17 protein-coding genes are annotated in these 20,827 nt (G+C 66.0%); 13 read left to right on the top strand and 4 right to left on the bottom strand.

Annotated features, from left to right (window positions below):
• Positions 1-4: 4 nt before the first annotated feature.
• From cobN to ABY454_RS02560, 5 genes are read left to right on the top strand one after another with little or no spacing between them, the layout of a single operon-like run.
• Positions 5-3,340 carry a cobaltochelatase subunit CobN gene (gene cobN / locus ABY454_RS02580; RefSeq protein WP_372928611.1) on the top strand — a complete coding sequence of 1,112 codons (3,336 nt, stop codon included), beginning with the start codon at positions 5-7 and terminating at the stop codon, positions 3,338-3,340.
• Positions 3,337-4,575, top strand: a complete 1,239-nt coding sequence (gene cobG / locus ABY454_RS02575; RefSeq protein WP_372928610.1) for a precorrin-3B synthase — start codon at positions 3,337-3,339, stop codon at positions 4,573-4,575. The genes cobN and cobG overlap by 4 nt, the downstream gene beginning before the upstream one ends.
• Positions 4,568-5,200: a precorrin-8X methylmutase gene (locus tag ABY454_RS02570; protein ID WP_372928609.1), complete on the top strand. Its 633-nt coding sequence runs from the start codon at positions 4,568-4,570 to the stop codon at positions 5,198-5,200. The genes cobG and ABY454_RS02570 overlap by 8 nt, the downstream gene beginning before the upstream one ends.
• Positions 5,197-5,919, top strand: a complete 723-nt coding sequence (locus ABY454_RS02565; protein ID WP_372928608.1) for a precorrin-2 C(20)-methyltransferase — start codon at positions 5,197-5,199, stop codon at positions 5,917-5,919. The genes ABY454_RS02570 and ABY454_RS02565 overlap by 4 nt, the downstream gene beginning before the upstream one ends.
• On the top strand, positions 5,916-6,680 hold the full coding sequence (locus tag ABY454_RS02560; RefSeq protein ID WP_372928607.1) for a precorrin-3B C(17)-methyltransferase: 765 nt from the start codon (positions 5,916-5,918) through the stop codon (positions 6,678-6,680). Before ABY454_RS02565 ends, ABY454_RS02560 begins: the two co-directional genes overlap by 4 nt.
• Here the strand turns inward: ABY454_RS02560 and ABY454_RS02555 are convergent.
• Entirely contained in the window at positions 6,644-7,426 is a 783-nt protein-coding gene (locus ABY454_RS02555; protein ID WP_372928606.1) for a cobalt-precorrin-6A reductase, read from the bottom strand. The two genes, ABY454_RS02560 and ABY454_RS02555, sit on opposite strands and share 37 nt — an antisense overlap.
• On the opposite strand from ABY454_RS02555, the gene cbiE reads away from it, so the two are divergent.
• Genes cbiE through cobM form a run of 3 tightly spaced genes read left to right on the top strand, consistent with a single transcriptional unit; the run spans position 7,404 to position 9,795 of the window.
• Positions 7,404-8,654, top strand: coding sequence for a precorrin-6y C5,15-methyltransferase (decarboxylating) subunit CbiE (gene cbiE / locus ABY454_RS02550; RefSeq protein WP_372928605.1), 1,251 nt, complete (start codon positions 7,404-7,406; stop codon positions 8,652-8,654). The two genes, ABY454_RS02555 and cbiE, sit on opposite strands and share 23 nt — an antisense overlap.
• The gene (locus ABY454_RS02545) at positions 8,651-9,037 is read left to right on the top strand and encodes a cobalamin biosynthesis protein (RefSeq protein ID WP_372928604.1); all 387 of its coding nucleotides are present in this window, start codon (positions 8,651-8,653) and stop codon (positions 9,035-9,037) included. Before cbiE ends, ABY454_RS02545 begins: the two co-directional genes overlap by 4 nt.
• Positions 9,034-9,795 (top strand): precorrin-4 C(11)-methyltransferase, encoded by a 762-nt coding sequence (gene cobM, locus ABY454_RS02540; protein WP_372928603.1) that lies wholly within the window; start codon positions 9,034-9,036, stop codon positions 9,793-9,795. The genes ABY454_RS02545 and cobM overlap by 4 nt, the downstream gene beginning before the upstream one ends.
• Here the strand turns inward: cobM and ABY454_RS02535 are convergent.
• On the bottom strand, positions 9,774-10,880 hold the full coding sequence (locus ABY454_RS02535; protein ID WP_372928602.1) for a cobalt-precorrin-5B (C(1))-methyltransferase: 1,107 nt from the start codon (positions 10,878-10,880) through the stop codon (positions 9,774-9,776). The genes cobM and ABY454_RS02535 overlap by 22 nt on opposite strands.
• Before the next feature lie 50 nt (positions 10,881-10,930).
• Between ABY454_RS02535 and ABY454_RS02530 the strand changes: the two genes are divergently transcribed.
• Complete coding sequence (locus ABY454_RS02530; RefSeq protein WP_372928601.1) at positions 10,931-12,247, top strand: cobyrinate a,c-diamide synthase; 1,317 nt, start codon at positions 10,931-10,933, stop codon at positions 12,245-12,247.
• A gap of 1 nt (position 12,248) precedes the next feature.
• Here the strand turns inward: ABY454_RS02530 and cobT are convergent, their stop codons facing one another.
• Entirely contained in the window at positions 12,249-13,280 is a 1,032-nt protein-coding gene (gene cobT / locus ABY454_RS02525; RefSeq protein ID WP_372928600.1) for a nicotinate-nucleotide--dimethylbenzimidazole phosphoribosyltransferase, read from the bottom strand.
• 50 nt (positions 13,281-13,330) lie between these two features.
• On the opposite strand from cobT, the gene cobS reads away from it, so the two are divergent.
• The 3 genes from cobS to ABY454_RS02510 all read left to right on the top strand — a co-directional run bounded on the left by cobS (position 13,331) and on the right by ABY454_RS02510 (position 16,522).
• A complete protein-coding gene (cobS, locus tag ABY454_RS02520; RefSeq protein WP_372928599.1) occupies positions 13,331-14,068 on the top strand; it encodes an adenosylcobinamide-GDP ribazoletransferase in 738 nt (245 codons plus the stop codon).
• A gap of 126 nt (positions 14,069-14,194) precedes the next feature.
• Positions 14,195-14,470 (top strand): hypothetical protein, encoded by a 276-nt coding sequence (locus ABY454_RS02515; protein ID WP_372928598.1) that lies wholly within the window; start codon positions 14,195-14,197, stop codon positions 14,468-14,470.
• 114 nt (positions 14,471-14,584) lie between these two features.
• Complete coding sequence (locus ABY454_RS02510) at positions 14,585-16,522, top strand: glutamate ligase domain-containing protein (protein WP_372928597.1); 1,938 nt, start codon at positions 14,585-14,587, stop codon at positions 16,520-16,522.
• 38 nt (positions 16,523-16,560) lie between these two features.
• On the opposite strand, the gene ABY454_RS02505 is transcribed toward ABY454_RS02510, so the two are convergent.
• A complete protein-coding gene (locus ABY454_RS02505; protein ID WP_372928596.1) occupies positions 16,561-19,254 on the bottom strand; it encodes a L,D-transpeptidase family protein in 2,694 nt (897 codons plus the stop codon).
• A 515-nt stretch (positions 19,255-19,769) separates the two neighbouring features.
• Here ABY454_RS02505 and asnB point away from each other — a divergent pair.
• On the top strand, positions 19,770-20,827 hold a 1,058-nt coding region (asnB, locus tag ABY454_RS02500), incomplete at its 3' end, for an asparagine synthase (glutamine-hydrolyzing) (RefSeq protein ID WP_372928595.1).

Below are 20,827 nucleotides of genomic sequence, written 5' to 3'. Positions count from 1 at the left end.
GCGCATGCATTTGCTGCAGACAGACGCCGCGACACTCGACGACATCGTCGAGCCGGTCGATCTCGGCCAGACGCCCGGCGACATCGTTGTGTTGTCGTTTGTCGACAGCGATCTCACTGGGCTTGCGTCCGCCTATGCCGCAGAGCGCGATGTCCTGCCCCGCGTGCGGCTCGCGCATTTGCGCGAGTTGCGTCACCCGATGTCCATTGATTTGTGGATCGATACGGTGGCGCGCCACGCCAAGATCATCGTCGTGCGACTGCTCGGCGGGCTCGACTGGTGGCACTATGGCGTGGAACAGCTCGCGGCGGCTGCGCATGAACACGGCATTGCGCTTGCGGTCCTGCCCGGCGAGGACCGTGACGATGCGCGCCTGTTCGAAGCAGGAACGCTTCGGACAGACGATCTCAAGACGTTGCTTGCCTATTTCCGCGAAGGCGGGCCCGACAATTTGCGCGGTCTCCTCCGCTGCCTTGCGTGCCACGCTGGACGCAACCTCGATGTGCCGAAGCCGGCGCGCGTCCCCCGCATGGCGGGCTATGTTCCTGGCAAAGGCGCCGTGCCGCTTCATGTGCTGCGCGATGAAATCGCCACCGGAAATCCTCTCGTGCCGATCTTGTTCTACCGGGCCGCGCTGCTTTCCACGGATACCGCGCCGATCGATGCGTTGTGCGCGGCGCTTGCCGGACGCGGATTGACCCCAGCCCCGCTCTTCGTGCCGAGCCTGAAAGACAAAGAAGCCGCCGCGTTCGTGCGCGAAACGCTGCAAATGTTCTCGCCTGCCGCCGTCGTCACCACAACTGCGTTTGCCGCGGGCGACGGCGCAGCCTCGCCATTCGACGGCACCGACGCGCCGATCCTGCAAGCGGTGATCGCCACCACGCGGCGCGCGGCCTGGGCCGAGAACCCCCGCGGGCTCGGGCCCTCCGATCTCGCCATGCATATCGTGCTGCCGGAGCTGGATGGGCGCGTACTTACCGGCGCGCTGGCCTTCAAGGAGGCGCTCCCCAAGGACGATGCGCTCGCTTTCACCGCCTATGTGAGCAGGCCGGAGCCGGAGCTGATCGAGGCGGCGGCAGACAAGATCGCCGCGCTGGTCCGTCTCCAGGAAGCGCCGCGCGCCGAACGGCGCATTGCCGTGGTGATGCCCGACTATCCCGGCGCGGGCGGCCGCGATGGCTACGCGGTCGGGCTTGATGTGCCGGCAAGCGTGCTTGCGCTTCTCGCCGATCTCCGCGAGGCGGGGTACACGGTCGATCACGTACCTGCGGATGCGCCTGCGCTTCTCGCATCGCTGGGTGAGGACGGTACGCTCGCGCTGTCACGGGACGACTACGCCCGCCTGCTCGCCGCGCTCCCTGAAGGCATTTCCGAAGAGATGAACGCCGGCTTGGGCGCGCCGGAGGACGATCCCGATTTTCGCGATGGCGCCTTCCGGTTCCGTGCCGCGCGCTTCGGCAATATCACCGTGGCGCTGCCGCCCGATCGGGGCAACACACATGATCGCCGCGCCGACTATCACGATCCGACCTTGCCGCCGCGCCATGCGCTGCTCGCCTTTGGCCTTTGGCTGCAGCACGAGGTCGCCGCGCATGCGTTGCTTCATCTCGGCGCGCACGGCACGCTGGAATGGCTTCCGGGCAAAGCGGTCGCGCTGTCGGCGGCATGCTTTCCGCAGAGCGTCGTCGGCGCGCTGCCGGTGATCTATCCCTTCATCGTTTCCAATCCGGGCGAGGCGGCGCAAGCCAAGCGCCGCGTGGCTGGCGTCACCATCGGGCATTTGCCGCCGCCGCTGACGGGCACTGAAATGTCCGGCGCGGCGTTGGAACTGGAGCAGCTCGTCGACGAGTACGCCATTGCCGACGGGCTCGACCGGCGTCGGCGCGAGCGCTTGGCGCGGCTCATCGTCGACAAGGCGCAAGGCTCGGGGCTGGCGCGCGAAGCCGGCGTTGCACGCGACGAAGGCGACGACGATGCGCTGCGCAAGATCGATGCTTGGCTTTGCGATCTCAAAGATCTCGCCGTCAAGGACGGCTTGCACACTTACGGCCGCGCGCCGCACACCGACGACGCGGCGTGGCTGGCTTGCGCAGATGCCGAACGCGATGCGCTGCTTACGGCGCTCGACGGCAAACGCGTGGAGCCGGGGCCGGCAGGCGCGCCGTCGCGCGGGCGCCGCGACGTTCTGCCCACGGGGCGCAATCTTTTCACCGCCGACCCGCGCGTGTTGCCGACCCGCACGGCCATGGAACTTGGCGCAGCCGCCGCCGATGAGGTCATCCGCGGCTATATGCAAACCCATGGCGAAAGCCCACGCGCACTCGTCATCGATCTGTGGGGCAGCGCGACCTTGCGCACCGGCGGTGAGGAAATCGCCCAAGGGCTTGTCCTGATGGGCTGCCGTCCCACTTGGGATCCGGCCACGGGCCGCGTCACCGGCATGGAAGTCTTGCCCCCTGCGGTCATGGGCCGGCCGCGCGTCGACGTTACCTGGCGCATTTCGGGGCTGTTCCGCGATCTCTTTCCGGCGCAGATCGCACTGATCGATGCGGCCGTGAAGCTGGTCGCGGCCCGCGACGAAGACGATCACGACAATCCGCTGGCGGCGGCACGGCGCGCGGGCGACGACGATGCGGCGCCGGCCCGGATCTTCGGCAATGCGCCGGGCGCCTACGGGGCCGGCGTCGAGGACCTGCTGGGCCGCGATGCGCCGGACGACGTTCTCGGCGCGGCTTACCTGGCGGCCACCTCGCATGCTTATGGCGGCGCGGAGGCGGAAGGCCTCGCCCGGCCTGGAGCGTTTGCGACCCGCGTGACGGATGCCGACCTGCTGCTGCACACCTCGGACGATCCGAGCCGCGATATCCTCGAGGGCGCGGAGGACGTGGCGCATATCGGTGGGTTCGCGGCGGCGGCCCGGTCGCTGGGCGCCACACCCGATCTGGTCATGTTGGACGTGACCAATCCGGAGCGCCCACGCGCGCGGCCGCTTCCCCAGGCCCTGGCCCGCATCGTTCGCGGCCGCGCCACGAGCCCGAAATTCATCAATGGGATGATGCGCCATGGGGCGCGCGGTGCCGCTGAGCTCGCCGAGACCGTGGACCGGCTGGTGGACTTCGCCGAGACGACGGGTGCCGTCTCAAGCGCGCTGTTCGACGAAGTGCATCGCGCTTATCTCGGAGACAAGGCTGTGCGCGAGTTTCTCGTCTCCGAAAATCCGGAGGCGGCGCGCGCCATTGCCGAACGGTTGGAGGCAGCGCGCGCCAAAGGCCTGTGGCATCCAAGGCGCAACGACTTGAACACTGAGATGATCGCGCGTGCGAGCGAGGCTGCGTTATGACCGTTGCTCTCGCACGCGGCGATTGTCCGCGCCTTGCCGCGCCGATGGAGACGGGTGATGGTCTCCTGGCACGCATCGTGCCTATTGGGCCGATCGGGATCGATGGGTTCGCCGCGCTCTGCGCCGCCGCACAGACTTGCGGCAACGGCCTCATGGAGATAAGTGCGCGGGGCAGCTTGCAGGTGCGCGGGCTCACACAGAAGTCGGCGCCCCTATTCGCCGACGCTGCCGCGCGGCTCGGGCTCGATGCAGGCGACGGCACGCCGGTACTCGCCACGCCGCTTCCCGACGATCCCGCAGCGCTGATCGATGCGCATGGACTGGCCGCCGAGATCCGGCACAGCATCGGCGCTCGCGATCTTAATTTGGCACCGAAGGTCTCCGTGATCGTCGATGGGGGCGGCCGCATCCATCTCGATGCACTGCCCGCCGATATCCGGCTCCGCGCCGTTGCATTATCCGATGGGCCGAAGCTTCTCGTCTCGCTTGGCGGCGATGCGGCCACAGCGATACCGCTTGGTCTGGTGAGGCTTGGCGATGCGCCCGCCGTCGTGGCGGATTTGTTGGCCGTGATTGCCGCGCACGGAGCTTTGACGCGTGCGCGCGATGTCTCCGACGTCAACGCTTTCGCTTCGGCAGTGCGTGACTGGTTGGAGTCGTCCGTCGCGGTGTCTTCGCGCAAGCGCGCGCAGACTATCGGGCTTCACGGATTGAAGGATGGACGCTGCGCCGTCGGCATTGCTTTGCCGTTTGGCCAGGCCCGTGCGCTCGACTTGATCGCGCTAACTCAGATCGCGCGCGCCAACGGGGCGGCATGGCTCGCAACTGCGCCGGAACGCACATTGCTGATCGGGCCGATCGGTGAAATGACGGGCTTTGCGCTCGCAACCGCAGCCGACACGCTCGGCTTTGTCGTTGATGCACGAGATTCGCGGCGGCGCGTGGTGGCGTGCCCCGGCGCGCCGGCCTGCAACTCGGGGCTCATCCCGGCGCGCAAGCTCGCCGCCGAGATCGCGGAGAGCTTGCCGGCCTCGGAAGGCGGTATCGCCGTGCATGTGTCCGGCTGTGCAAAGGGCTGCGCGCATCCCGCGCATGCGCCGCTCACTGCCGTCGGCACCGGCCGAGGCTACGGCTTCGTGCATAACGGCACGGCGCGCGGCGAGCCGGAAGGTTACGTCGAACCGCATGAGCTGTTGGGCATGGCGTTGTCTGCCGGGGAGAGCAGTGATGCGTGAGCTGGACTATATCCGCGACGGCACGGCGATCTATGAGCGGTCATTCGCCATCATTCGCGACGAGGCGGATCTGTCGCGCTTCACGCCGGAGCAGGCGGAAGTGGCGGTCCGCATGATTCATGCTTGCGGGCGCGTCGATGCGGCGGAGGTGATCGACTTCTCACCGGAACTGGTGCCGGCGGCAAGGCGCGCGCTTCAACAAGGTGCGCCGATCTTCTGCGACGCGCAGATGGTGGCGCATGGTGTGACCCGGGCGCGGCTGCCGTCCGACAACGATGTGGTTTGCAGCTTGCGTGACGAACGCGTGCCTGCGCTTGCCGCTGAACTTGGCACAACCCGTTCCGCCGCTGCGCTCGAGTTGTGGCGCGATAGGCTCGAAGGCAGTGTCGTCGCCATCGGCAATGCGCCCACCGCGCTGTTTCATTTGCTGGAGATGCTGGCGGCCGGTGCGCCGAAGCCCGCAGCGATCCTCGGCGTTCCCGTGGGCTTCGTGGGCGCGGCGGAGTCCAAAGACGCGCTCGCCGACAACACACATGGCGTACCCTATCTCGTGGTACGCGGACGCATGGGCGGCAGCGCCATGACGGCGGCGGCGATCAACGCGCTCGCCAAGGAGGGGATATGACCGGACGATTGATCGGCGTCGGCGTCGGGCCCGGCGATCCAGAGCTTCTCACCCTCAAGGCGCTCGATGCGTTGAAGTCAGCGGACGTGGTGGCGTATTTCGCCAAGGCGGGAAACGAGAGCAACGCGCGCGCCGTCGTCGCTGCGCATCTGAATGGCGCCGAGGAGCTGCCGCTGCTCTATCCCGTGACCACCGAAGTGCCGAAAGAGACACCAGCCTATCGTGATGCGATCCGTAACTTCTACGATGTCTCGGCCGCCGCCGTGGCGTCGCACCTCGATGACGGGCGTGACGTCGCCGTGCTCTCCGAAGGCGACCCGATGTTCTACGGCTCCTACATGCATATTCATGTGCGGCTGAGCGAGCGCTACCCCACCGAAGTTGTCGCGGGCGTCACGGGGATGTCCGGGTGCTGGTCCATGACCGACGCCCCCATGACCCAAGGCGACGACATCTTCACCGTCCTGCCGGGGACGCTGCCCGAATACGAGCTGGAGCGGCGGCTGGCGGATACCAACGCTGCGGTGGTGATGAAGATCGGACGGCATCTGCCGAAGATTCGCCGCGCCTGCGAGCGCGCCGGTTGCCTCGACCGCGCCATCTATGTGGAACGCGGCACGATGGCGAACGCGGCAGTCATGAAGCTGACCGACAAGCTCGATACGGCGGCACCCTATTTCGCCATCGTGCTGGTGCCCGGCTGGGAGCAGCGCAGATGACCGGGCGGCTCGCCATTGTCGGGCTCGGGCCGGGCGACGACCGTTACCTGACGCCTGAGGCACGCGAGGCGCTCGATGGCGCCGATGCGCTCTATGGCTATGGGCCTTATCTCGATCGCGTGCCTGAGCGCTGCGGCCAGGCGCGGCATGAGTCCGGGAACCGCGTCGAAGGCGCGCGGGCCGAAGCTGCCTTGCGCGACGCCGCGTCCGGCGCGCAAGTCGCCATGGTCTCCGGCGGCGATCCTGGCGTATTCGCCATGGCGTCGGCCGTGTGCGGCGAGATCGAAGCCGGGCCGGAGAGCTGGCGCACGTTGGATGTGGTCGTGGTGCCCGGCATCACGGCGATGCTTATGGTGGCGGCGCGGGCCGGCGCACCACTCGGTCATGATTTCTGCGCCATGTCGCTGTCGGACAATCTGAAGCCTTGGGACCTCATTGAACGGCGGCTCGATGCGGCGGCCTCGGCCGGCTTCGTCATCGCGCTCTATAATCCCATCTCCAAGGCACGGCCCTGGCAGCTCGGCGAGGCTTTCACGCGCCTTGCCCGACATCTTGCGCCGACGACGCCTGTTGTGTTCGGGCGCGCGGCAGGCCGCGACGATGAAGCCATGACCATCACGACGCTGGACCAGGCTCACGATGTCAAAGCCGACATGGCCACGCTGGTGATTGTCGGATCACCTGAGACGCGCGTCATTGCGCGCCAGGGCCACGCGCCGCTCGTCTACACGCCGCGCACCGCGGCAGCGGTGAGCGCATGATCGAGCCAAGCCACAACAGCGTCGACGGTCTCGACGGACGGGGCTTCGGACAGAGAAGGCCTCCTCAGCATCACGACAGGCAGGCGCATGGCACGTGCCGCGGCGATCTTGCCGTAGGAGGCATCGCCGCCGCTGTTCTTGGCGACGATGACGTCGATGCGGTGACGTTCGAGCAACGCGCGATCATCCGCCTCGCTGAAGGGCCCGCGCGCGGTAAGATAGATGGCATGAGGTACAGCAAGGGGCGGGTCGATAGGATCGACGCTGCGCACCAGATAGGTATGTTGCGGCGCGGCCGTGAACGGCGCGATCTCTTTGCGGCCGAGCGCGAGGAACACACGCCGCGGTGCTTGCCCAAGCGCGGCAACGGCACTTGCGACGCTTCCGGCCTCGATCCATTGATCGCCGTCCATCTTCGCCCACGCCGGCCGGCGCAAGGCGAGAAAGGGGACGCCGCACGCCTCAGCCGCGCGCGCCGCGTTCTCGGAGATTATCTGCGCAAAGGGATGCGTGGCATCGACCAGCGCGCCGATCTTCTCAGCCCGCAAATATTCTATAAGCCCATCCACCCCGCCGAAGCCGCCGACACGCGTCGGCACGCCTTGCGGCAACGGCTTTGCCGTGCGTCCGGCGAGCGACAGCGTGACGGTCAAATCTGCCCGGCCCGCGAGCGCTCCAGCCAAGACGCGGGCTTCCGTGGTGCCACCAAGAATGAGGATATTCATGATGCGCTCTGAACCAACCATGCCGAACCCTGCCTCATCGCCGCGCTGGCTGTCCATCATTGGGATCGGCGAGGACGGGGTGGAGGGCTTGAGCCGGGGCGCCCGCGACCTCATCGCCAATGCCGAGATCGTGTTCGGCCACGCACGGCATCTCTCTTTGGCGCGACCTCTGATTAATGGCCAGTCCAAGCCGTGGCCATCGCCTTTCTCGCTCGCGGTGGGCGAGGTTCTGGGCATGCGGGGGCGGCAGATTTGCGTGCTCGCCTCGGGCAATCCGTTCTTCTATGGCGTCGGCGCAACTCTCGCCGGCCATGTGCCACCGGAGGAGGTCTGGGTCGTCCCGGCGCCGTCTGCCTTTAGCTTGGCGGCGGCGCGCTTGAGTTGGGCAATCCCAGAAACCACGTTGCTTTCCGTGCATGGCCGAGCCGTGGATCGTATCCGGCCGCACCTCCATCCGGGTGCGCACATTCTTGCGTTGACCTCGGACGCAGAGGGTCCGGCGACGCTCGCGCGGCTTCTGACCGAGATTGGGTTCGGCGCTTCGAACTTGACCGTTCTCGAAGCCCTTGGCGGTGAGAGGGAACGCGTGCGCAGCGTGCGCGCCGACGCCTTCGATATCGAAGACGTGGCGGCGCTGAATACGCTGGCAATCGACGTCGTCGCGGCGTCACCGGACGCACGCATCATCGCCTACGCGCCGGGCCTTGCCGACAACCTGTTCGAGAACGACGGACAGATCACCAAACGGGAAGTCCGGGCAATCACCCTGTCGTCGCTCGCGCCGCGGCGCAGCGAACTTCTGTGGGACGTTGGCGCGGGCGCCGGCTCCGTCGCCATCGAATGGATGCTGGCGCATCGGTCGCTCCGCGCCATTGCCATCGAAGCGCGGCCGGAGCGTGCCGCGTGCATCAGCCGCAATGCGCTCGCTTTCGGCGTTCCCGATCTTGAAGTGGTCGAGGGCGAAGCACCCGACGCGCTCGCCGGCCTCGAAGCGCCCGATGCTATCTTTATTGGCGGCGGCGCAAGTACAACGGGTGTGTTGGATGCGTGCATCGCGGCGCTGAAGCCGGGTGGCCGCCTTGTTGCCAACGCCGTCACACTTGAGACCGAATCTGAATTTATCGCCCTGCACGCGCTGCGCGGTGGCGAGCTCACACGCGCGGCGATATCGAGAGCCGACCGAGTCGGCGGCAAGACAGGATGGCGGCCGGCACTGCCGGTCACACAATGGGTTTGGAGAAAGACATGATTGTTGCGGGGATCGGCTGCAAGCGGGGCACGACAGTGGAGGAGGTCGAGGCGGCGATCGACGCGGCCCTCGCGGCGGCTGACGAGACACGCGAAGCCATCGAGATCATCGCCACCTCCGACGGGAAGGGCAGCGAAACCGGCATCATCGAGGCGGCCGCGGCGCGCGGTGTCCAACTCGTTCTGGTGAAGCCAGCCGCCTTGGAAGCGGCAGGCCCACGCACGCAAAGTTCATCGCCCCGTGTGAAGGAGCTCTTCGGCGTTCCTTCCGTGGCGGAGGCCGCGGCGCTAGCGGCTGCGGGCCCCGACGCGGCGCTGCTCGTGCCACGCATCGTTGTCGGTCCCGCCACTTGCGCGTTGGCGGGCCACAAGGACGGCGCGTGACCGTCCACTTCATCGGGGCTGGTCCAGGCGCGGCCGACCTCATTACGCTGCGCGGGCGCGATCTTCTGGCGCGCTGTCCGGTCTGTCTCTACGCCGGATCGATTGTTTCGAAGGACATGCTGGCCCACTGCCCACCAGATGCGCGGCTCGTAGATACGGCGCCGCTATCGCTGGATGAGATCGAAGCGGAGTACACCGCCGCGCACGAGGCGGGACAGGACGTGGCGCGGCTTCACTCGGGCGACATATCCGTGTTCAGCGCCGTCGCCGAGCAGATGCGCCGGCTCGATGCGCGCGGCATTCCCTATACGCTGACGCCGGGCGTGCCGTCCTTCGCCGCCGCCGCTGCGGCGCTGCATCGCGAACTCACCGTGCCGGAAGTGGCGCAGAGCGTGGTGCTGACCCGCGTGCCGGGACGCGCATCGCGCATGCCCGACGGCGAGACGTTGGAAGCGTTCGCCGCGACGGGTGCAACGCTCGCCATCCATCTGGCTATCCACGCACTCGACAATGTGGTGGAGACATTGCTGCCGCTCTATGGCGCGGACTGCCCTGTCGCGGTGGTGGCGCATGTCAGCCAGCCGCAACAGCGCATCGTTCGCGGCACACTCGGCGACATTTGTGCAGCACTCGCAGGCGATCCCATCGAACGCACCGCGCTGATTCTGGTAGGACGCGCGTTAGCAGCCGAAGATTTTCGGGAGAGCGCGCTCTACGATCCGGACTATCGACGCCGCTACCGGGAAGGTCCGGCATGAGGACACGGCGCCTGGCCCACGAGTTCGCCTTGACGGTCGAACACCACGACTTCGATCTCAACGGGCTTGCCGGCCACGACGCCGGATGCGGTCTCCTGCGCGGCGCGCGCAACCGCATCGCCAAGCGCGATACCTTCGGTGCGCGCATGATCGAAAGCCTCCGCCGCCGTGTTGGATGCGCGGATGCGCTGACACGCCTCGTCCGAGCCGCCGGCCCGCGCGGCAAGCTCGCCAAGCATGTCGAGATCGACGCTGCCGCGCTTGGAGTGGAGATCGAGCAAGCCTTGGGCGAGCTTCGTCATCTTGCCCACGCCGCCCGCAATCGTGACGCGCGGCACGGGATGGGTCTTTACGTATTTAAGCGTGCCGCCGACGAAATCGCCCATGTCGATGAGCGCCGTCTCGGGCAGGCCGTACATATTTTGCACGGCGGCCTCAGACGTCGATCCGGTGGAAGCCGCGATGTGGTCAAGTCCGCAGGCAAGCGCCACGTCGATACCGCGATGAATCGAATGGATCCACGCCGAGCAGGAGTACGGCACGACAATGCCGGTGGTGCCGAGGATCGACAGCCCGCCGACAATGCCGAGCCGGCCGTTCAGCGTCTTCTCGGCGAGCGCGGCTCCGTTCGGCACGGCGATCTCCACTTCAACATCGCCCGCGTCATGAAGCGCGGTCGCGACCTCGGTGATGGCATCGCGGATCATTTGGCGGGGCACGGGATTGATCGCCGGTTCGCCGGGCGGAATAGCAAGCCCGGGCCGCGTCACCGTGCCGACGCCCTCGCCGGCACAGAACGTCACGCCGCTTTCGGGTGCACCGGGCTGGACCGTCGCCAGGATCAACGCGCCATGGGTGACGTCGGGATCATCGCCGGCGTCCTTGACCACGCCCGCGGTGGCGGCGCGGTTGCCGCGCGCCGTAGCCGCGAGGGCAAAAGCGGGCCTCTGACCGCCCGGCAGTCCGATCTCGACGGGGTCGGGGAATTCGCCCGTCAGCAGCCCCGCATACGCCGCCTTGGCGGCGGCGGCGGCACAAGCGCCAGTGGTCCAGCCCTTGCGGAGCGGGCGGGCGGTCTCATCCATGCTCTTGGCTATAGAGCGCCGGAGCCCTCCCGTCACGCGGGGAGAGCCTCATGAGCGCGACGAGCGCGCCCGCTCTGATCGTCGGGTCCCACCGGTCCGGGGCCGGAAAGACCACTGCGACCTTGGCGTTGCTTGCCGGCCTTCGCCGCCGGGGGCGTCGCGTGCGGGCTGCGAAGACCGGCCCGGACTATATCGACCCGGCCTTCCACGCCGCGGCGACGGGCCGAGACAGTGTCAATCTCGATAGCTGGGCCATGGGGCCGGGGTTGCTCGATGCGCTGATGGGCGAGGCGACGGCGGGGTGCGATATCGCCGTCATCGAGGGCGTCATGGGCCTGTTCGATGGGGTCGGCAGTGCGGGCACGGGAGCCACGGCGGATCTCGCCGCGCGCTTTTCGCTGCCGGTGATCCTGGTGATCGATGCCTCCGGCCAATCGCAGTCCGCAGCGGCGCTGCTACGCGGCTTCGCCAGCCACGATCCGAACGTGCGCATTGCCGGCGTCATTCTCAATCGTGTCGCAAGTGACCGCCACGCGCGGTTTCTGAGCCAAGCCATCGGCGCTTTGGAGATTCCGATCTTCGGCGTGTTGCCGCGCGATGAGACGATCGCCCTGCCGTCGCGGCATCTTGGGTTGGTGCAGGCGCGCGAGCACGACAACCTCGACGCCACGCTCGATGCGCTAGGGCAATTGGCGGCGCAGCATCTCGATCTCGATGCGATTGCGTCTTGCGCCACGCCGCCGCATATTGCGGGAAACGGGTCGGCGATCGCGTTGCCGCCGCCCGGTGCGCGCATCGCGCTCGCGCAGGACGCCGCGTTCACGTTTCTTTATCCGCACATTGTTCGAGGCTGGCGGCAACACGGCGCGGAGATCGTACCGTTTTCACCGCTTGCCGACGAAGGTCCCGACGACACTTGCGATGCCTGCTGGCTCCCGGGCGGTTATCCGGAGCTGCACGCGGGCGCGCTCGCAGCAAGAAACACATTCAAGACGCAGCTTGCCGCGTTCGCCAAGACGCGTCCCGTGCACGGCGAGTGCGGCGGATACATGGTTCTCGGAGAAGCGCTGATCGATGCGGACGGCGAGCGGCATGCCATGACGGGCCTGTTGGGCCATTCGACAAGCTTCGCAGAGCGCAAGCTTCACCTCGGTTATCGGGAGGCGCGGCTTCTGTACGACTGTGCGCTCGGCAAAAATGGCGCTGAGGTGCGCGGTCATGAATTCCACTATGCGAGCGTGACGGAAACCGGGAACGATACGCCATTGGCCGAGATGTTCGATGGCGAAGGCAACGAGCTCGGCCCCGCTGGTGGACGGCGCGGCCAAGTTACCGGCACGTTCTTTCACGCCATCGCCGTAGGCTAGCTCACGCGTCTTTGTCTGAGACTTGTTTGTCGGAGACTTGTGCCTCTTCGAATGTCGCCATGCCGGTGTGGCAAGCGAGCGCGGCGCGCAGCACCAGCACCGCAACGGCGGCGCCGGAACCTTCGCCAAGACGCATGCCGAGATCGAGCAGTGGCGTCATACCAAGCTCGCGCAACAGAAGACAATGTCCGGCCTCGGCTGACACATGTCCGACATGGGCATGATCGAGCGCATCGGCGCGCAACGCCTTGAGCGGTGCGACCGCCGCTGTGGAAACGAAGCCGTCGATCAGCACGGGGATAGCATTGTGACGCGCGGCAAGACACGCGCCGAACATGGCAGCGAGCTCGCGGCCGCCGAGCGCCGCTGCCGCGTGCAGAGGATCTGCAATTGCGCCGGAATGACGCTGCAATGCGCGCTCAATGACGTCGCGTTTTCGTTTGAGCCCAGCATCGTCGACGCCCGTGCCGGTTCCGGCAAAGCGCGCCCCGCCACCGAACAGCGCGCCTGAAAGCGCCGCCGCCGCCGTGGTGTTGCCGATGCCCATTTCGCCAAGGACGAGCAAGTCGGCGGCCGCCGGCACAGCCTCGTAGCCGGCCGAAACCGCCTCCAGAAATTCAGCCTCAGCCATGGCGGGGCCTTCGGTGAAGTCGGCCGTGGGCGTGTCGAGCGACAGCGGCATCACCCGCAAGTTTGCTTTCGCTTCCCGGGTAAGCTGATTGATCGCAGCGCCTTCGGCCGCGAAATTCGCCACCATCTGCGCCGTCACCTCGGCCGGATAGGCGGAGACCCCTTGCGCTGTGACCCCATGATTGCCGGCGAAAACCAGGATCTCGACCACCTCGAGCCGCGGCGGGTTCTGCCCCTGCCAAGCCGCCAGCCAGGCGGTGAGGTCCTCAAGACGGCCGAGGCTGCCAGGCGGCTTGGTCAGCTGCGCCTCACGCCCCGCCACCTGGTCCGCCACCTCATGGTTGGCCGCAGGCAGGTCCGACACGGCGGCGCGCAGATCATCGATCGAAGAAAACTTCGGCATTTCAGCGTAGTGTCCCGTTGACGCTGTGAACGAAAAGGAGATGGACGGGAATGGGCGGCATTAGCACGGACCTCAGGACGGGCCTAGCCTTTTGCACGCGGCTGCCGATTGCCGCGCCCCCGAACGCAAATCTCGGCGAGGCGGTCTGGACCTTCCCGCTCGCCGGCCTCCTGGTCGGCGCGGTCGCGGCGCTCGTCTATTGGCTGACCTCGCCGCTTGGGTCGTTTGTCGCCGCCACGCTTGGCATCGCTGCCGCCACGCTGTTGACCGGCTGCCTCCATGAAGACGGCCTTGCCGACACAGCAGACGGCTTCGGCGGCGGCGCGACAAAGGCGCGCAAGCTCGAGATCATGCACGACAGCCGCAGCGGCGCCTTTGGCGTCACGGCGCTCATTCTCTCCTTCATGTTGCGGGCGGGCGCCATTGCAAGCCTCGCCGCCCCGGCACCCGTCGCGGCGGCACTGATCGCGGCGCATATGGGTGCCCGCGCGGTAATGCCGCTGTTCATGTCGATGCTCCCGCAGGCTCGCCTGGATGGGCTTTCGGCAAGCATTGGCACGCCCCAAAGGGGGCCCGTCGTCATCGCCGTCGCACTTGGCGGTTTCGCCCTCGTACTTTGCCTTGGCCTCGGCGCAGGGCTGATCGCCGCGGCACTCGTAGCGCTCGTTCTGCTGGGCCTGGTGCGCCTTGCCCGCGAGCAAATTGGCGGGCAGACCGGCGACGTGATCGGCGCCCTGGAGCAGGCTGCCGAGATTGTGATCTTGCTGACCGCCGCGGCCCTGCTATGAGAGGCCGCGAGGCGTTATGGTGACTGAATAGATAACGACGCTGTAACGGGCCGGAAACGGCCTTGTGCTAGAGTCCCCGTAGAACACAAGAGCCCATCAGGCTCGAGAACTGCAGGGAGTATTGTCATGCGCATCGTGATTGCGTTCTCGCTCATATGTGGGGTGGCGTTCCTCGCGCCTACGGTCGTCAGCGCAGCACCGCTTGCCCTGTCCGACCACGCGGCCCTGACCAAGTCTGTCGGCAGCGCCAATGCAGGCGTCGAAGAGGTTCGCTATCGCCGTCAAGTCCGCCGCTGCAAGCAGTATCGGCGGCGCGCCAAGTGGACCTGCATGCCCTATTGGCGCCCCTACCAGTACCGCTATTGGCAGTTCTACTACCCCTATGGCGGCCCGCTCTTCTAAGCGGCCAGGCTGAGGGATCGTGCCGGCGGCGTCCCGCCGGTCCCCTCGCTTTGTTTTCCTAAGCGAAAACTAAAGGGTGACGCTACGCCTGTTCCTTGTGGCAGAGTGCGCCGCGTGAGCCCGCCCGCTTCGATATCCGACCGCGCACTCGAAATCGCGCGCGCTGCACTTGGCCGCCCCGGCGCGCCGGAGGCGCTGCCCGACCGCCTGCTCGTGGTAGACGTGGAGCGGCAGAATGTTGCCCTGCTTGAGCAGGAGCGCGCCACCGGCGTGTGGCCGGTTTCCACGGCCTTGAACGGTATCGGCGGCGCGGAGAATTCCTTCAAGACTCCCCCCGGCTGGCATCGCATCCAGGCCCGCATCGGCGAAGCTGCGTGCCCGGGCGCCGTGTTCCAGTCGCGCGCACCGACGGGCGACACATGGTGCGGCGAACAACGCGACGACGATCTCATTCTCACGCGTATTCTCACGCTCGACGGCCTGGAGGACGGCGTGAACCGGGGGACCGGGCAGGACTCCCTGGAGCGCTACATCTATTTCCACGGTACCAATCAAGAGGACTTGATCGGCCGGGCCACTTCGCGCGGCTGCGTTCGTCTGACGAACGCGGATGTCTGCGCGCTGTTTGACCGCGTCCGCGAAGGCGACTTCGTGCTCATCGCCGCGCCGGAGCAGAGAGAGATCCCCGACCCTTACGCCGGCGCCCGCTTCCACTATGCGGGGCTTGGCGGATCGGGCATGAGCGCTATCGCACAGTTCCACGCGATGACCGGAGCACGGGCAAGCGGCAGCGACCGCGCTTTCGACAACGGCGAGCGCGGAAACTTGCGCGCGCAATTCGAAGCACTGGGAATCGGCGTCTACCCTCAAGACGGCAGCGGCGTGGGCGAGGACTGCGCGGCGCTCGTCGTCTCCACCGCCGTCGAGGCACATGTGCCGGACTTCGCCACGGCAAGCGCAAACGGCGTGCCTATCGTGCATCGCTCCGAGATGCTCGCCTATTTCGTTGCGCGCAACCGCTCCATCGCGGTCACGGGCACGAGCGGCAAGTCGACGGTCACGGGCATGGTTTTTGAGATATTGCGGGGAAGCGATCGCGATCCTTCGGTCATCACGGGCGGTGACCTGCCCGCGCTTCAAGCCGACGGTTTGATCGGCAACGCGTATGCCGGCAAGTCCGACCTCCTCGTCGTGGAAGCGGACGAAAGCGACGGCTCGCTAGTGCGCTACACACCCGCCATCGGTGTCATTCTCAATCTACAGCGCGACCACAAAGAGGTGGACGAGGTGGCGGCGATGTTTGCCACGTTGCGCGCCCGCACGCGCGAGACGCTCGTTGTCGGCGATGACGCGGCGCTCGATCCATTCGCCGGGGGGGCGCTGCGCTTTGGTCTTTCGGAACGCGCGCATGTGCGGGGGCTGGACGTCCAGATGGGTCCCCAATCGAGCCGCTTCCGTGTCGAAGATACGGTGTTCGAACTGCCGGTCCCGGGCGCGCACAATGTCATGAACGCACTTGCGGCGATTGCGGCCTGCCGGGCCGTGGACGTTGCGCCTCCCGAAATGGCCGAGCCGCTGTCGCGCTTCTCAGGAATTGGGCGGCGGTTTCAGACCGTAGGGCGTGCGGGCGGAATCGAAGTCGTGGATGACTTCGCACATAACGCGGAGAAGATCGCCGCGGCAATCAGAACCGCGAAGCTGCGCGGCAAGCGCGTGCTGGCGGTCTACCAGCCGCACGGCTACGGCCCGACCCGCTTTCTCCGCCAAGACTTCGTGCGGACGTTTTCAGATGAGCTCGACGCCGACGATCGTTTGTGGATGCTCGAAGTGTTCTATGCGGGCGGCACGGCCACGCGCGACTTTTCCGCCGCCGACATCATCGAGGAAATCGAGGCTCGCGGTACGCAGGCTGCGTTCGCACCATCGCGGGAGTGGCTGATCGAGCGCATTGCCGAAGACGCGACCGAAGGCGATATCGTTCTTGTGATGGGCGCGCGCGACCCTTCGCTCAGCGCGTTCGCCAAGGATATTCTGGGCGCTCTCGGCAGCTAGGCTTGTTGGCTAGACTTAGCAGCCAGGCTTGGCCCGCCTCAATTTCCGAACAGACCGGAGATGAAGTTGTTGAATTCGCCGCCGCCCCGCCGGCGCTGGCTGCGCCTTTGCTGCGTGCGTGAGGGGCTGGACTCGGCAACGACGGCGGGCGGCGGTACCGGGAACGCGGCCGGACTTCTGAACAGTTTCGGCGCCATGAGATTGTCGATGCCGTAGATATCGCCTGGCTTGCTGAGGTTGCCGTACTCATCGACGATGGCAGTGAAGTAGGTCAGATGCACCGGCACGTGGCGCTTCAGCGCGATCACCTTGCTCTCGTTCCTGGCTACCAGGCTATGAACATTGCCGGCGCTCCAGCCCTTGTCTTGGCCCAGCAGGAGCGTGGCTAACTGGGCCGGCTGGTGCACACGGATACAGCCATGGCTCAACGTGCGCATCCGCTGGGAGAACAGCTCCGGCTGGACCGTGTCGTGCATATAGATGGCGTGCTTGTTCGGAAAGTTGAACTTGAATTTTCCAAGCACGTTGGCCGGGCCGGGATCTTGGACAAAGGTGTAGGCATGGACGTTGACGTTCTTCCAGTCGACCGTGTCGGCGTTGATGGGCTTGCCTTTGTAGTTGGCCTTCAGGCCGTAGCGCCGCAGCGTGGCTTCTTTCGAGGCGCCAAAGAACCCTCCACCGGTGCCCTGTAGCTTCGGCGCGATGTCCTCCTTGACGATCGTCGGAGGCACCGTCCAATTCGGGTGGAACACGATGTTACGCATCTTCGCAGAGAAGAACGGCGTGGCGTATTTGAGTTGGCCCACGATTGTCTTGCCTTGGTAGATCGTCCGGCCGTCCTTTCTGACCTGCACTTGGAACTCGGGCACGTTGTTCCAGACGTGGTAGTTGCCGAGATTGCGCGGCAACCAGCGCCAACGCTCCATGTTGATCGTAATCAACTGCACGTTTTGGTCCGTTGCCGGATCGCGGCCCGTTGCCTTGGCGCTCTGTCGTGCGTTCAGCAACGCTTTCTGCAGCTTCTTAAACTGATCGTGCCGCGGATGAAGCGAGACGAGATAAGCGCTCGGATCGCTCGCCGCGGCAGTCTCTTTCAGTACGCTCGCCGGATCGCGCAGCGAGGGGCGTTGGTCGAACAGCTTGCTGACTCGCTTTGGCGTCAAGCGGCCAATCTGTGCATCGCGCGCGTAGCCGAGCGTCGCGATGGAAAGTTGAAGTTCGGCGTCGGCAAGCGCGTCCGGCGTCGTCAGCGGATCGTTGGTGCTGGGTAGTTTGAACGAACTGGCCGTAAGACCCCAATCGTCCGCTTTTCCGATCTCGGCAATCACGCCTTGCGCGTTCGTCGTGAACGCGTCTTCGGTTACCCAAAGCGGCGGTCCCTCATGCGTGCCATAGAAAGCCTTTAGCGCCTCCAAATCGGACGCCGCAACGGTCTTGGCAAGCGCGGGGTCTTGAAGCTTCTCGCGAATTTCCGCGACCACGGGATGGGCCGGCGGCGGGGCGGGCTCCGCCACGACCTCATCTTCGGCCTCGGCTTCACCGTCGACGGCGTCCGCGTCACCGTCCGCCGTTGTCTCTTCGGAGTCAGCGTCCGTTGGTGCGCTGTTTGGCTCCGCCGTTTCGTTTGCCTTGGCGTCGCTGTCCGGGGTCATTTTGTCCGGCGTGCTCGGGGGCGTTAGCACCGCGACGTCCTTCTCGCCCGAACCGGTCGCCGGTTTCGTGTCCTCGGTAGACGAGATGTCGTCCGGCGGGGGCGCGACATCCAAAACGACGGTCGCGTCATGATCCGGCAGCGCCGCCGTCTCGGTTGGGACCGTTTCGGACTCCGTATCCTTCGCAGCGGACGCGTCCGCCGCCGCATCTTCTGCGGGGGCGGGGGTATCCTCTGACTGGTCGGCAACTTCGGCAGGCTTCGGCGGGCCGTCCTCTTCCTTGGTCTCCGTTGCAGCTGTCTCTGGTTCCGGATCCGCCGGTTTCGGATCCGCCGGTTTTAAGTCGACCGACTCATTCTCGGCGTTCTCTTGCGCGTCCTCGTTGTCTTTGGACGGCGCGGGCGCGGCATCGGCCTCTGCCGTCTTTTCGTCGTCCGTGGCGGCCGTCGCATCTGCATCAGTCGCCGCCGTCTGCTCGACGGCTTCGTCCGTTTCAGAGCTCGGCGCGGTGTCTTCGGCGGCTTGTTCGGCGTTGTCCGTGGCGGCGTCGGTGGCCGTCTCTACGGTTTCGGCGGCAGACTCTGCGGTCTCCTCTGCTGCCTCCGCTGCCTCACTTGCAGACTCTCTTGCAGCCTCTGCGGTCTCGTTGACGATCTCTTCTTTGGCGTCGTCGGCAGCGGTCTCGGCGTCCGCAGCCTCTGGCGCATCAGCGCCTTCGTCGATCTGCTCTTTGGCCTCCTCTACCGCGCTCGGTGCGGGAGCCTCCGCTTCCGCGTTCTCGGTCGTGGCGTCGGTGTCCACTGCGGCTGTCTTGGTTTGCTGTTCGGTCTCGGCCCGCTGCTCGGGCTTGGGCGGCAGAGCAAGAGACACGGTGGCTGACGATGTGGCGCCGGCCGCGGTCGCGACCTCGCTGTTCTTCGCTTGTGGGGGCGACACCGCACTGGCGGACAAGCCTGCCGTCGCGCGGGTCGGATTACGGCGCGGCATCGTGGGCCGGGCGTGGCGCTTCCGCTTGACCTTCTTTTTGGCGTCGACGCCCGGAAGCGGAACGCGAATCTCAGCAGCCGCTGGCGGGGCCACGACAGGACTCGCAAACCACACCGCCACAGCTAAAGCGAGTAGCCCCAGTACTTGGGGTCGTCCGCCCATCTTGTTGGTCCCCTCAACGCCTCAACGTAGTCCGCAGGACTGCCAACGGCCACCCTGAAATCACTGACGATCTCCCGAGAAGCCTAACAGATACCGGTAAAACAGGGCGTTTCCGGGGCTTAAAGTACAGTTAATCGCCGTTTGGGCCATTAGGCGCAATTGGCGGCGTATTGGCGGGCCACCTCAAAGCAGTTTGATGTATCTATGGGCCAAATTTGCACCAAAAATGTGCATGGAGACCCCCCTCGCCCAGTCATTGTGCCACCGGAGATTTGATCGATGCTGTCATCGATGCAATAAGTCGCCCATTCAGCCAGATGGCTAGATTTTGAAATGGCGGTACGCGGGCTTCCAGAGCCACGCGAAAATCGGCCCCAATCTTGCTCTTATCTTCCGCTATGCGCGCAAGGCGGCCTGAAATTCTCACCGGCTCGAGGCTTTAATCTATGTGTGGTTTGTGCGGCGAAGTCACATTCGATGGCTCGCCGGTTTCGTTGGAGGCGCTCAGCGCCATGACGTGCGCGATGGTGCCGCGCGGCCCTGACGCGCAAGGCATCGTGGCGCGCGGTGAGGTGGCGCTCGGCCATCGCAGGCTCAAGATCATCGACCTTTCCGAACGCGGCCAGCAACCCATGGTCGATTCGGAGCTGGGTCTCACCCTGGCGTTCAACGGCTGCATCTACAATCACAAGGAACTGCGGGAAGAGCTGGAGGGGCGCGGCTACCGCTTCTTCTCCACCAGCGACACCGAAGTCATTCTCAAGGCTTGGCACGCCTGGGGACCGGAGGCGCCGAAGCGCTTCAACGGCATGTTCGCCTTCGTCATTCACGAGCGTGACACAGGCCGGATCGCCATGTGCCGCGACCGGCTCGGCATCAAGCCGCTCTACTACACGCAAAGTCCAAAGCGCTTGCGCTTTGCTTCCTCGCTGCCGGCCCTTCTGGCCGCAGGCGATGTCGACACCGCGCTCGATCCCGTAGGGCTCTCCTACTACATGACGCTCCACGCAGTCGTCCCGCCGCCGCACACGATTCTGCGCGGGGTCCGTAAGTTGCCGCCAGCAACGTTGCGCATCGTTGAGCCCGACGGCCGCATCAAAGACAGCGTCTACTGGGAGCTTGCCTTCAATCGGTCGCGCGATGACCTGACCCTGGACCACGCGGTGTGGAAAGAGCGTGTGGGCGATGCGCTGCGCCGTGCGGTCGACCGGCGCATGATCGCCGACGTGCCTGTTGGCGTGCTGCTTTCGGGTGGCGTCGATTCGAGCCTGATCGTCGGACTTCTAGCGGAAGCCGGTCAGCAACACCTCAAGACGTTCTCCATTGGATTCGAGGCGGCCCACGGCGAAGCAGGCGACGAGTTCAAATACTCCGACATCATCGCCGAGCATTTCGATACCGATCACACCAAGATCATGATCCCCACGGCGGAGATGTTGCAGGCACTCCCCGAGACGATCACCGCCATGTCGGAGCCCATGGTCTCCTACGACAATGTCGGCTT

The organism is Methyloceanibacter sp. (assembly GCF_041573655.1).
In the GTDB taxonomy this organism is placed as follows: Bacteria; Pseudomonadota; Alphaproteobacteria; order Rhizobiales; family Methyloligellaceae; genus Methyloceanibacter.
The sequence above is the reverse complement of the archived record's forward strand: the minus strand, read 5'-3'. Positions and strand labels throughout refer to the sequence as shown.